Raw genomic sequence first — 12,314 nt, forward strand, 5'->3', positions numbered from 1 at the left:
AGACCCCCGCCGAAGGAACCTGCAAATGTCTGAAGTGCCCGTGCAAGCCCCCACCCGCGACGCGGTAGAAGCCGCGCTCGAGCGTGCGAGCGGCGCGCTGCGCAAGGCCACCCAGGCCGATGGACACTGGGTCTTCGAGCTGGAAGCCGACGCGACGATTCCAGCCGAATATATCCTCCTGCGCCACTTTCTGGGCGAACCGGAAGACCTCGAACTCGAAGCCAAGATCGGGCGCTACTTGCGCCGCATCCAGTCGCCCAAGCACCATGGCTGGCCGCTCTACCATGATGGCGGCTTCGATGTGAGCGCGACGATCAAGGCCTATTATGCGCTGAAAATGATCGGCGACGACATCGATTCGCTGCACATGGTCCGCGCGCGCGCCGCCGTGCTGGCCGCCGGGGGCGCGGAAACCTGCAACGTGTTCACCCGCATCCAGCTCGCGCTGTTTGGCGCGGGCTCGTGGGACGTGGTGCCCACCCTGCCGCCCGAGCTGATCCTGCTGCCGCGCAAGTTCCCGATCCACCTGTCCAAGATGAGCTACTGGGCGCGCACGGTCGTCGTGCCGCTGCTCGTGCTGTGCGCGCGCCGTCCGCTGGCGCGCAATCCGCGCGGGGTGAAGGTCGACGAACTCTACACCGGCCACCGCAAGCGGTTTGCCACGCAGGCCGCCAACCCCAAGCTGGTGTGGACCGTGGGCTTCAACGCGCTCGACCGCGTGCTCAAGGCCGCCGACGGCCTCTGGCCGCGCCGCACCCGCGAACGCGCGACACAGGCCTGCATCGACTGGGTGCGCGAGCGCCTGAACGGGGTCGACGGGCTGGGCGCGATCTATCCGGCCATGGCCAATTCGGTGATGATGTACGATTGCCTCGGCTATGGCCCCGACCATCCCGAGCGCGCCATCGCCCGCGAATCGGTCGAGCGCCTGCTGGTGATCGGCGAGGACGAAGCCTATTGCCAGCCCTGCGTCTCGCCGGTCTGGGACACGGCGCTGGCCGCCCATGCCATGCTCGAAGCCGGGGGTGCGGAAAACGAGGCCGCCGCGCAAGCCGCGCTCGAATGGCTGCGTCCGCGTCAGGTGCTCGATGTCGAGGGCGACTGGGCCGAGGAACGCCCCGGCGTGCGCCCCGGCGGCTGGGCCTTCCAGTACAACAACGACCACTATCCCGATCTCGACGACACCGCCGTCGTCGTCATGGCGATGGACCGCGCGCGCCGGCGCACCGGCGACCAGACCGACAACGCCGCGATCGACCGGGGTCAGGAATGGACCGTGGGCCTGCAATGCCGCGATGGCGGCTGGGGCGCATTCGATGCCGACAACGCCTATGACTATCTGAACAACCTGCCGTTCGCCGACCACGGCGCGCTGCTCGATCCCCCCACCGCCGACGTGACCGCGCGCGTGGTCTCGATGCTGGCGCAGCTGGGCGAAACGAACAGCCCCCGCATGAAGGCCGCGCTGGCCTGGCTCGAACGCGAGCAGGAACCCGACGGAAGCTGGTTTGGCCGCTGGGGCGTCAACTATGTCTATGGCACATGGTCGGTGCTCTGCGCGCTCAACGCTGCCGGGCTGGGCCCCGATCATCCGATGGTCGCGCGCGCGGCCAACTGGCTGGAGACGATCCAGAACACCGATGGCGGCTGGGGCGAAAGCTGCGACAGCTATGCGCTCGACCGCAAGGGCCACCAGACCGCACCCTCGACCGCCTCGCAGACCGCATGGGCCATGCTGGGGCTGATGGCCGCCGGACGGTCCGACAAGCCCAGCGTCGCGCGCGGCGCGGCCTGGCTGACGGCCAATCAGGACGAGGACGGCCTGTGGGGTCAGGAACTCTACACCGGCGGCGGTTTCCCGCGCGTGTTCTACCTGCGCTATCACGGCTATCCCAAGTACTTCCCGCTCTGGGCGCTGGCGCGCTATCGCAACCTGTCGCAGGCCAACGACCCGCACGTCGCCTGGGGCATGTAACGTGAAGCCGGTCGTCGTCGTCACCGGCATGGCGCGCGAGGCGCAGACCGTGCGCGCCCCCGGTCTGGTGGTGATCCCCGGCGGCGGCGATGCACAGGGGCTTGCCCGTCGCCTCGAAGCCGAACTGCCCGGCGCGCGCGCGGTGCTCAGCTATGGCATGGGCGGCGCGCTCGCGCCCGGTCTGGCGCTGGGAGACTGGGTGATCGGCACACACCTGTGCGGCGCGCTCGCCACGCCATGCGACCCGGCGCTGATGACCCTGCTCGCCAAGGCGCTTCCCGCCGCGCACCGTGGCCCGGTCTATGCCGATGGCACGATGATCGCCAAGGCTGCCGACAAGGCCGCGCTCCACGCGGCCCACGGGGCGCTGGCGGTCGACATGGAAAGCCACATTGCCGCGCGCCTCGCGGCGGCCCACGGCCTGCCCTTCGCGGTGGTCCGCTGCATTTCCGACGAAGCCGGGCACACCCTGCCCCCGGCCATCATGTGCGCGATGCGGCCCGACGGCGGCCTCAACGGCGGGGCCATGGCGCTCTCGATCCTGCGCCAGCCGGGCCAGATCGGCGGCCTCGTCCGCATGGGCCGGGCCATGAACCGCGCGATGCAATCCCTGCGCGAAGGCGGCGCCCGCATCCGGGACGCCCTCCAGCAAAAGTAGCGTCGGCACCCCAAGGAAGCGCCACCCCCAGCCCTCGAAGGCCGACATGAAGGGGTCGAAGGGGCAATGGCCCCTTCTTTTGTTTGTTCTTGCTCTTGTTCTTGTTCTTCCAACAAAAAAAGGGAGCGGAAACCCGCCCCCTTCTTCTGTTCTTTCCGCTTGGGAAGATCAGGCCGCCTGCGACTTGATCTTGGCCAGTTCGCGTTCGACGTGCGTTTCATAGACATCTTCGGCCTTGCGGGCCTTGGTCAGGTCGATGTCCGGCGCCATCGGGCCTTCGGTGCGCACGCCCTTGCGCGCGACGTTCATCAGCTTGAGCGGATGGCGGATCGCGTCAGTGGCGGCGGTGCCTTCGAAGCCGCAGTGGACCATGCAGTCGGAGCACTTCTCGTACTTGCCGACGCCGTAGCTGTCCCAGTCGGTGCCTTCCATCAGCTCCTTGAAGGTCTTGGCATAGCCTTCGCCCAGGAGGTAGCACGGCTTCTGCCAGCCGAAGACCGAGCGCAGCGGCATCGACCAGGGCGTGCATTCATAGGTCTGGTTGCCGGCAAGGAAGTCGAGGAACAGGGGCGAGTTGGTGAAGCCCCAGTTCTTCGCGCCATTGCCACGGCGGAACACGTCGCGGAAGAATTCCTTGGTGCGCTGGCGGTTGAGGAAGTGCTCCTGGTCGGCGGCGCGCTCGTAGGCATAGCCGGGCGAGATCGTCACTTCGACATCGAGCGCCTTCATCTTGTCGAAGAAGCGGGCGAGGCGTTCGGGGTCGGCGCCGTCGAACACGGTGCAGTTGACCTGAACGCGGAAGCCCTTCGACTTGGCCAGCTCGATCGCCTCGACGGCGACCTTGTAGGTGCCCTTCTGGTCGACGGCGTGGTCGTGCATGGCTTCGTCGCCATCGAGGTGGATCGACCAGGTGAAGTAGGGCGACGGGCTGTACTCGTTGATCTTCTTCTTGAGCAGCAGCGCGTTGGTGCACAGGATCACGAACTTCTTCTTCGCGATGTAGCCGCGCACGATGCGGGCCATGTCCTTGTGGATCAGCGGCTCGCCCCCGGCGATCGAAACGGCGGGCGCGCCGCATTCGTCGATCGCTTCCATGCACTGTTCATAGGACAGGCGCTGGTTGAGGATCTTGTCGGGATAGTCGATCTTGCCGCAGCCGGGGCACGCCAGATTGCAGCGCAACAGGGGCTCGAGCATGAGCACCATCGGGTAGCGCCCGCCCTTGATGTGCTGGCGCAGCGCATAGCTGCCGATACGGGCAAGAACGGGAAGCGGAAGGGTCATGCGGATTTCTCGGTCTGGTTGTTGGCCGGCGAGCTAGCAACCGTCTGATGAACGGGAGCCGACCGATGCGCGGGGTTGATGCGCGGCGGGCGCGGTTCGCGATAGCGCAGTTCGGGCGGCATCGAGAAGTTGAGGTGTTCTTCCTCGCCGGGAAGCTGGGCCACTTCGACGAGGCGCAGGCGCGAAAGCGCGGCGATCACGCTGTCGACCAGTTCGTCGGGCGCGGAGGCACCGGCGGTGAGCCCCACGGTCTTCGCGCCCTCGATCCAGGCCGGGTCGATGTCGTTGCCGTCGTCGACGAGGTAGCTGGGCACGCCCATCTCGGTGCCGATCTCGCGCAGGCGATTCGAATTCGAGCTGGTGACCGAGCCGACCACGATCAGCACGTCGCTTTCGCGGGCGAGCGAGCGCACGGCGGTCTGGCGGTTCTGCGTGGCGTAGCAGATTTCCGAGACATCCGGGCCATCGAGGTTGGTGAAGCGGGCCTTGAGCGCGGCGATGATGTCGCGCGTGTCGTCGACCGAGAGCGTGGTCTGGGTGACATAGGCCAGCGGGGTATCGTCGGGCATGTCGAGCTTCGCGACATCGTCCACCGACTGGACGAGGTGGATCGGCCCGTCGATCTGGCCCATCGTGCCATCGACTTCGGCATGGCCGCGATGGCCGATCAGTAGCAGCGTGCGCCCGCCCTTGGCATAGCGGCGGCCCTGGACGTGAACCTTGGTGACGAGCGGGCAGGTTGCGTCGATGACCGGCAGCGCCCGTTCGCGCGCCTCGTCCTCGACCGAGCGGGCCACGCCGTGAGCGCTGAACACGGTCAGCGCGCCATCGGGAATGTCGGTCAGTTCGTCGACGAAGACCGCGCCCTTGTTGCGCAGGTTCTCGACAACGTGGCGATTGTGGACGATTTCATGGCGGACATAGACCGGCGAGCCATAGCGTTCGATCGCCTGTTCGACGATGCTGATCGCGCGCACCACGCCAGCGCAGAACCCCCGCGGTTTGGCGAGCAGCACACGCAAGGTCTGCTGGGCTGGCTCCGCCGATGGCTGGGTCATAAAAATTCGCTCCGAAGGTACAATTGCTTGGCCACCGTGCTGCGATGCGGCAGGCGACGATCTATACCCGCTAGCTTTTTTGACGGCAATGTCCAGCCCATGAAATGCATGGCCTGTTGCATGTTTCACAAGACCGGTTGCTTTTTGTCGGCTTGCCAGCAGCCTCAGGCTGGCCCAAAGCGCCCCCGCGCCGTGGATCGCCGGGCCCTTTCCCCTTCCAACGGACCGCGCTGCCTTGTCAAAGTCCAGATGCTCGGGCCAAGCCTGCACTGGACGGAGACTGTCCCCCCCCGTATGGGCCCTGGGCAGGGGAACGATACTGGAGTTTACGATGCGTTTCGTACCACGCGCTCTTGTCGCGACATCTGTGACGCTGGCCGCCGTGATGACGGTCTCCACCGCGCAGGCCGCTACGCCCGCCGAAGCCGTCAGTGCGCTCGACAGCGGCCTTCTGGCGATCATGAAGGCAGGCAAGGGTGCCGGGCTGCAAGGCCGCAAGGCCCGGATCGCTCCGGTGATCGACCAGGCCTTCGATCTTCCCCTGATGGCGCGTCTTTCGGTCGGCTCGGCCTGGACCGGTTTCTCGCCCGCAGACCAGAAGGATCTGGTCGCCTCGTTCCGCCGCATGGTCATTGCCGAATATGCGCGCAACTTCGACGGCTGGTCGGGCCAGAGCTTTGCGGTTTCCCCCGACGTGCAGACGCGCGGGACCGACAGCCTCGTGCGGACCGTGCTCCACGACCCCAAGGGCAAGGACGTGGCGATTTCCTATCGCCTGCGCCAGAGCGGCGGCACGTGGAAGATCATCGACGTCTTCTACAACAACTCGATCAGCCAGATCGCCACGCGCCGGTCGGATTTTGCCATTGCGCTGCAAAAGGGCGGCGCCCGCAGCCTGATCGGCCATCTCGACCAGCTCGCCGCCAGGACGAACTGATGCTCCTTGCCACGATGGCGCCTGCCGCGCTGACTTTCGCGGTGCCGCTTGCGGCCCCCGCGACGGCGGCGAACGATGCGCATTCCTCTTTCGTTGCCCCTGACGCGCTGCCCGGCCTTCCGGTGCTGGATGCCGGAGCCCGCACCCTCGCGCTCGCCCCGCTCGGCAGCGCCGAGATCGCCGCGCGCCTTGCCACGCTGGGCGACCTGACGCAGGCCGCGCAGGAAACACTGCCGCCCGCCGCTGGCGAGGCCGCTGAGGTTGCCGCCCCGGCTGCGGCGGCTCCCGGCGCCCCTGCCCCGGTCGCCGGGGCCGCGACCGATGCTGCCGCGTCCCCGCCCGAACCGGCCAAGGCGGCTGTCGATGTCGAGGCCAAGCAGGACCCGTGGCACCGCTTCAACCGCCCGATGTACAGCATCCAGCAATTCCTCGACCGGATCCTGCTGCGTCCGCTGGCGATGGCCTACAAGGCCGTGGTGCCCCAGTTCCTGCGCGATGCGATCCGCAACATTCTCCAGAATGTCTCCGAGCCGGTGGTCTTCGCCAACGACATCCTGCAACTGCGCTTCGACCGCGCAGGCCGCACGCTGGCCCGCTTTGCGCTCAACAGCAGCTATGGCCTTGGCGGCATGCTCGACCTGGCCAAGCTGCCGGGGGTCAACATCCCCCACCACGTCAACGGCTTTGGCGACACGCTGGCCTATTATGGCGTGAAGCCGGGCCCCTACATCTTCGTGCCGATGGTCGGGCCGAGCAACTTGCGCGACATGCTCGGGTCGGCAGCCAATGGCGCGCTGCTGCCGATGTCGATCGGCTATCCGCTCGACAACGCGCCCTATCAGGCTGCCACGACGGTGCTCGGCGGCCTCGACCTGCGCGCGCGCGCCGATCAGGATCTCAAGACACTGCTGTCCTCGGCGGTCGATCCTTATGCCACGATGCGCTCGGTCTACCTTCAGGACCGCGCCGGGGCAGTCCGCGCGCTCAAGAGCCGCGCGCTCAACCCCACCAGTTCGGGTACGATCCCGGTCCTGTACCAGGCAGGGCACAGCAAGCCCGCCGCCGATCAGGGCGATCCGTTCGATGCCGCGCTCACCGATCCGGCAACCGACGTGTCCTCGTTCAAGCTGGAGCCGGGCAAGCTGGAGCCGGGCAAGACCCAGCCGGCAGCGCCTCACGAGCTGGAAGATCCGCTGGCCGACCCGGCCAACTGATCAGCACCCCATGCAAAAAGGGCGGGCGATCTTTTCAGATCACCCGCCCTTTTTTCGTGTCACGACAAAACCCTCAAATCAATCTGCCCGCCCCTCGCCCTTGGGCGGGCCCAGCAGCGCAGGCTCGAACACCAGCGCACAGATCAGCGTCCAGATCAGCGAGATCATCAGGATCTTGCCCATGCTGGCCGTGCCCGGATGGCGCGAGAGCCACAGGCTGCCAAAGGCCGTCCCCGTGGCAAAGGCGCTGAACAGCACCGCGCGCGCCAGGCTCGATTGCAGCAGGTCGCGCGCGCCTGCCCGCCAGGCCATCACGAAATAGATGTGAAAGGCCACGCCCACCCCGAACAGCAGCGGGAAGGCGATGATATTGGCAAAGTTGAGCGGCTGGCCGATCAGCACGCAAGTGCCCAGCGTCAGGAAGATCGAGAGCACCACCGGGGCCAGCGTGAAGGCCACCTCGCGCACCGAGCGCAGGACCACCAGCAGAAGCCCGCTCACCAGCACGAAGGCGATGATCCCGGCCTGCACGAAGGCCCAGGCAATCGTCGAGGCCGCGGCCTGCGTGATCACCGGCATGCCCGAGATCGCGGGCGTCACTTGCGCGACCGCCGCGCGGAAGCGCGTGAGCACGCCATTGTCGGTGGTATCACCGGCAGGCACCACCTCGATCCGGTACAGGTCGCCCGGTGCGCGCCAGTCGCGCGCGAGGTCAGCCGGAAGCGTCTGCTCGGAAACCGCCTCTGCCGTCAGCGAGGCGCGCATCTGGTCGAGCATGACAGTGAGCGGACGCGAGACCATCTCGCCCACGCTCGCGCGGCTTGCGGGGCTGGCCTTGGCCAGACGGGTCAGCGCCGCGCCCAGCGCGCGCGCTTCCTGCGCGCCGGGGCCGGGATGCGCGGTCGCCTCGGCCTCCAGCCGCTGCCCGAGCGTGGCCAGCGTGGCGACCAGCGCGGCATCGTCTGCGGCCGGAGCGACCGTGAACGGGTTGAGCGTGAAATCGAGGACACCCTGCGCATCGGCAATCGTGGCGAGCTTGCCCTGCTGGTCCTCGGGCACGAAACTGTCGATCCACAGCACGCGGCGCGCCTCGGGCAGCTTTGCAAGCCGCGCGACGAGGCCTTGCGCCTGTGCCCGCCCATGGGCCAGCACGCTGATCGTGTCGGGCGTGCGGTCGGGATCGCGGGTGAGGTCGGCGAGGGTCTGCATCGCCTCGGCCTCGGGGTCGCGCATGTCCATCGGGTTGAAGTCGAACTGCACGAGCGGCAGCAGCGCGATGCTGATCACCATCGCCACCACGAAGCTGCCCAGCACGGCCTTGCGGCGACGCACCAGCAACCGGTCGAGCGGGGCGAGCGCGGCGATCCCGCCTTCCTCGCCCAGATCCCGCACAGGCGGATCGAGCAGGACCAGCACCGCGGGCAGCACCGTCACACTGAACAGCAGCGCCACGACCATGCCGATGGCCGAAATCACGCCCAGTTCGGCAATGCCGACATAGGCCGTGGGCAGGAACGCGGCAAAGCCAAGCACGATGGCCCCGGCGGCCAGCGTCAGCGGCGCGCTGAGCGCCTGCGCCGCCGCCGAAAGGGCCTGCCGCACATCGGGGGCCCCGTCGCCGTATGCACCCGGCTTACGCATCCGCTCGGCGGCAAAGCGCACGCAGATCTGGATGCCGAAATCGACCCCCAGCCCGACAAACAGCGGAATGAAGGCAATCGAGATCAGGTTGAGCCGCCCGACCGCCAGCAGCCCGAGCGCCAGCGTGACCAGCAGGCCCAGAATGATCGTGCCCATGATCGCGCCGACCATCCGCACCGAACGCGTGGCCAGCCACAGCGTGAGCAGCATGGCCGCGACCATGATCGCCCCGACAAGGCCGATGTTTTCCTGAAGCGAGGCGAAATCCTGATCGGCCAGCGGCACGTCGCCGGTCAGGCGCACGCGCACGCCATGGGCAGAATCAATGCCCAGCTTGCCCGCCGTCGCCAGAATAGCCTCGCCCGCCGCGCTGCCAGGGGTGAGCGCGGCAAAGTCGAGCACCGGGCGCACCAGCAGCAGGCGCCGCGTGGGCGCGGCCAGCGCGCCATCGCTGCCGCCCGCGCCATTGGCCGCCAGCAGCTTCTGCCACGAGAACGTCGCGGGCTTGCCCGCCAGCCGCCCGTCGACCGAACTGGCCAGCGATTGCATCGGTTTGGCAAAATCGGACAGGCTGGCCGACCCATTGTCGACCCCGTCGAGCATCGCCGAAAAGGCCCCGGCCACGCCCGTCAGGCTCGGATCGGCAGCCAGCGGCCCGAGCAGAGGCTGGGCCTTGACCATCGCGGCGGTCGCGTCGCGCACGTCCTGATCGGAGCCGAACAGCAGCCCTTCGCGATTGAAGAAGTCCCCGCCATCGGGGCGGCGCACATTGCGCACATGGGCGGCATCGTGGGCCAGCGCATCGGACAGGCGGATCGCCGCATCCTCGGCCAGCTCGGGGGTTTCCCCGTCGATCACCACCAGCATCGAATCGCGCAATTGCGGAAAGGCCGCGTCAAAGGCCTGTTCGTGCTGGCGCCACGGCACCGTGGGCGAAATGAGCGCCGAGGTGTCCGTGCTCATGTCGAAACGGGTGGCCACCACCGCCAGCGCGGCGAGCGTGAGCAGCAGCGCAAACCCGAAGACCCGGCGCGGCGCGCCAGTGGCCAGCGCGACCAGCCGCGCCACCAGATGAAGCCCGGCAAAGCGGGATGTCGATGAGCCCCCCTTTTCGCTCATCGCTGATCCGGCCCCGACTTGCCCAGCATGTAGCGCATCCGCAGCGAAAAGCTTGCGTCGCCACGCACGGAAATCACCGCGTCCTTCCAGCTTGGCGGCGAAAGATGGATCGGCGCATCGCGCGAGAACCCGATGCCTTCCTTGGGCATGCCCAGGAAATTGCGGTCAACCTTGTGGTTGTCGTTCTCGTCGTGGGTGGCCTGGATGCCATAGTCGCCCGCAGGCACGCCGTTCACGACCACGCGGGTCGTCCCCGCATGGGCCGGGGCATCGGCCATGTACGGGCAATTGTCCTTGAGGAACAAGCCTTGCGGGCACACGTCGATATGGACGTGGCCCGCGTTGTTGCGGACATTGGTGACGATCACGGTGACACTGTGGCCACTGGCCGCGCGCGCGGCCAGACCGCCTCCGAGCGCCACCGGCACCAGCATGAGGGCGGCTGCGGCTAGGCGTGCGCGCGCCATCATTACACCGCCGTACCGAGCGCGAGCAGGCCGTCCTCGATCCCGGCGCTGTTGTGGCGCAGGGCCTTGAGCACGGTGTCGACAATGTGCGGGGCGTTGAGGCCGGCTTCGTCGTACTGGGCGTCGGGCTTGTCGTGGTCCTGGAAGATGTCGGGCAGGCGCATCGTGCGGATTTTCAGGCCGGTGTCGGTCAGACCCTCGTCGCTGGCCATCGTCAGCACATGGGCGCCAAGGCCGCCGATGGAGCCTTCCTCGATGGTGACCACCACTTCGTGGGTGGCGATCAGGCGGCGGATCAGGTCGTCGTCGAGCGGCTTGACGAAGCGCAGGTCGGCCACGGTCGTCGACAGGCCGCGCGCGTCGAGCTGGTCGGCGGCCTTGAGCGCCTCGCCCAGACGGGTGCCGAGCGAGAGGATCGCCACCTTCGAGCCTTCGCGCACGACGCGGCCCTTGCCGATTTCGAGCAACTGGGGCGTCTCGGGCAGGGCCACGCCCACGCCATTGCCGCGCGGATAGCGGAAGGCGATCGGGCTGCTGTCGTGGCGGGCGGCGGTGTGGGTCATGTGGACCAGCTCGGCCTCGTCCGCCGCGGCCATGACGACCATGTTGGGCAGGCTGGCCAGATAAGTCACGTCGAACGACCCGGCGTGGGTCGCCCCGTCGGCGCCGACGAGCCCGGCGCGGTCGATGGCAAAGCGCACCGGCAGGTTCTGGAGCGCCACGTCGTGGACCACCTGGTCGTAGGCGCGCTGGAGGAACGTCGAATAGATCGCGCAGAACGGGCGCATCCCCTGCGCGGCCATGCCCGCCGCAAACGTCACCGCGTGCTGTTCGGCAATGCCGACATCGAACAGGCGATCCGGGTAGGCCTGCGCAAACTTGTCGAGGCCGGTGCCGGTCGGCATCGCGGCGGTGATCGCGCAGATCGTCGGGTCGGTCTCGGCTTCGGCCAGCAGGGCCTTGGCGAAAACGGACGTGTAGCTGGGCGGGCCCGCCGGGGCCTTGGCCTGCTCGCCGGTCACCACGTTGAACTTCTGCACGCCGTGATACTTGTCGGCGGCTTGTTCGGCGGGGGCATAGCCCTTGCCCTTCTGCGTCACGACATGGATCAGGATCGGCCCTTCGGCGGCATCGCGCACGTTTTCGAGCACGGGGACCAGCGCGTCGAGGTCGTGCCCGTCGATCGGGCCGACATAGTAGAAGCCCAGTTCCTCGAACAGGGTGCCGCCCATGGCCATGCCGCGCGCGAATTCGTCGGTCTTCTTGGCGGCCATCTGCAACGGACGCGGCAGGTGGCGGCCAAACTTGCGGGCCAGATCACGCAGGCCCAGGAACTGGCCCGAGGAGACCAGCCGCGCCAGATAGCCCGAGAGCCCACCAACGGGCGGGGCAATCGACATGTCGTTGTCGTTGAGGATCACGACCAGCCGGTTTCCGGCGGCCTGCGCGTTGTTCATGGCCTCGTAGGCCATCCCTGCGCTCATCGCGCCATCGCCGATCACGGCAATGCCGCGTCCCGGCTCGCCCTTGATCTTGTTGGCCATGGCAAAGCCGATCGCCGCCGAGATCGAGGTCGAGCTGTGCGCCGTGCCGAACGGATCGTATTCGCTTTCCGAACGCTTGGTGAAGCCCGAAAGCCCGCCACCCTGGCGCAGGGTACGGATGCGGTCGCGGCGCCCGGTCAGGATCTTGTGCGGATAGGCCTGATGGCCCACGTCCCAGATCAGGCGATCTTCGGGGGTGTTGAACACATAGTGCAGCGCGACGGTCAGTTCGACCACGCCCAGCCCCGACCCCAGATGCCCGCCGGTGTGACCCACCGTGGCGATCATTTCCTCGCGCAGTTCATCGGCCAGCTGGCGCAACTGGGCAGGCTGCAAGGTGCGCAGGGCTTCAGGCGTCGGCACCTGGTCCAGCAAGGGGGTCGAGGGGTTGGGGGAGTGTTGCTGTTCCATCGTCCG

9 protein-coding genes are annotated in these 12,314 nt (G+C 67.7%); 4 read left to right on the forward strand and 5 right to left on the reverse strand.

Annotated features, from left to right (window positions below; all coding sequences use genetic code 11):
- Positions 1-25 precede the first annotated feature (25 nt).
- Both shc and SBI20_RS08065 read left to right on the forward strand, forming a co-directional pair.
- Positions 26-1,975 (forward strand): squalene--hopene cyclase, encoded by a 1,950-nt coding sequence (shc, locus tag SBI20_RS08060; protein ID WP_317974573.1) that lies wholly within the window; start codon positions 26-28, stop codon positions 1,973-1,975.
- A 1-nt stretch (position 1,976) separates the two neighbouring features.
- Complete coding sequence (locus SBI20_RS08065; RefSeq protein WP_317974574.1) at positions 1,977-2,633, forward strand: phosphorylase family protein; 657 nt, start codon at positions 1,977-1,979, stop codon at positions 2,631-2,633.
- A gap of 168 nt (positions 2,634-2,801) precedes the next feature.
- Here SBI20_RS08065 and hpnH read toward each other — a convergent pair whose 3' ends face one another.
- Together hpnH and ispH are read right to left on the reverse strand one after the other, a co-directional pair.
- The gene (hpnH, locus tag SBI20_RS08070; RefSeq protein ID WP_317974575.1) at positions 2,802-3,917 is read right to left on the reverse strand and encodes an adenosyl-hopene transferase HpnH; all 1,116 of its coding nucleotides are present in this window, start codon (positions 3,915-3,917) and stop codon (positions 2,802-2,804) included.
- Positions 3,914-4,975 carry a 4-hydroxy-3-methylbut-2-enyl diphosphate reductase gene (gene ispH, locus SBI20_RS08075; RefSeq protein WP_317974576.1) on the reverse strand — a complete coding sequence of 354 codons (1,062 nt, stop codon included), beginning with the start codon at positions 4,973-4,975 and terminating at the stop codon, positions 3,914-3,916. Before ispH ends, hpnH begins: the two co-directional genes overlap by 4 nt.
- A gap of 331 nt (positions 4,976-5,306) precedes the next feature.
- On the opposite strand from ispH, the gene SBI20_RS08080 reads away from it, so the two are divergent.
- The gene (locus SBI20_RS08080) at positions 5,307-5,912 is read left to right on the forward strand and encodes an ABC transporter substrate-binding protein (protein WP_317974577.1); all 606 of its coding nucleotides are present in this window, start codon (positions 5,307-5,309) and stop codon (positions 5,910-5,912) included.
- A complete protein-coding gene (locus SBI20_RS08085; RefSeq protein ID WP_317974578.1) occupies positions 5,912-7,126 on the forward strand; it encodes an MlaA family lipoprotein in 1,215 nt (404 codons plus the stop codon). Before SBI20_RS08080 ends, SBI20_RS08085 begins: the two co-directional genes overlap by 1 nt.
- Before the next feature lie 78 nt (positions 7,127-7,204).
- Here SBI20_RS08085 and SBI20_RS08090 read toward each other — a convergent pair whose 3' ends face one another.
- The 3 genes from SBI20_RS08090 to dxs are packed head-to-tail and all read right to left on the reverse strand — an operon-like array spanning position 7,205 to position 12,308.
- The gene (locus SBI20_RS08090) at positions 7,205-9,886 is read right to left on the reverse strand and encodes an MMPL family transporter (protein ID WP_317974579.1); all 2,682 of its coding nucleotides are present in this window, start codon (positions 9,884-9,886) and stop codon (positions 7,205-7,207) included.
- Positions 9,883-10,356 (reverse strand): DUF2141 domain-containing protein, encoded by a 474-nt coding sequence (locus tag SBI20_RS08095; RefSeq protein ID WP_317974580.1) that lies wholly within the window; start codon positions 10,354-10,356, stop codon positions 9,883-9,885. The genes SBI20_RS08090 and SBI20_RS08095 overlap by 4 nt, the downstream gene beginning before the upstream one ends.
- Complete coding sequence (gene dxs, locus SBI20_RS08100) at positions 10,356-12,308, reverse strand: 1-deoxy-D-xylulose-5-phosphate synthase (protein WP_317974581.1); 1,953 nt, start codon at positions 12,306-12,308, stop codon at positions 10,356-10,358. Before dxs ends, SBI20_RS08095 begins: the two co-directional genes overlap by 1 nt.
- Between the last annotated feature and the right edge of the window lie 6 nt (positions 12,309-12,314).

It is taken from the genome of Novosphingobium sp. IK01, assembly GCF_033242265.1.
Classification (GTDB): domain Bacteria; phylum Pseudomonadota; class Alphaproteobacteria; order Sphingomonadales; family Sphingomonadaceae; genus Novosphingobium; species Novosphingobium pituita.

Coding starts and splice junctions, on each gene's coding strand:
- shc (WP_317974573.1), top strand. CDS start 26: ATGTCTGAAGTGCCCGTGCAAGCCCCCACCCGCGACGCGGTAGAAGCC.
- hpnH (WP_317974575.1), bottom strand. CDS start 3,917: ATGACCCTTCCGCTTCCCGTTCTTGCCCGTATCGGCAGCTATGCGCTG.
- ispH (WP_317974576.1), bottom strand. CDS start 4,975: ATGACCCAGCCATCGGCGGAGCCAGCCCAGCAGACCTTGCGTGTGCTG.
- SBI20_RS08080 (WP_317974577.1), top strand. CDS start 5,307: ATGCGTTTCGTACCACGCGCTCTTGTCGCGACATCTGTGACGCTGGCC.
- SBI20_RS08085 (WP_317974578.1), top strand. CDS start 5,912: ATGCTCCTTGCCACGATGGCGCCTGCCGCGCTGACTTTCGCGGTGCCG.
- SBI20_RS08090 (WP_317974579.1), bottom strand. CDS start 9,886: ATGAGCGAAAAGGGGGGCTCATCGACATCCCGCTTTGCCGGGCTTCAT.
- SBI20_RS08095 (WP_317974580.1), bottom strand. CDS start 10,356: ATGATGGCGCGCGCACGCCTAGCCGCAGCCGCCCTCATGCTGGTGCCG.
- dxs (WP_317974581.1), bottom strand. CDS start 12,308: ATGGAACAGCAACACTCCCCCAACCCCTCGACCCCCTTGCTGGACCAG.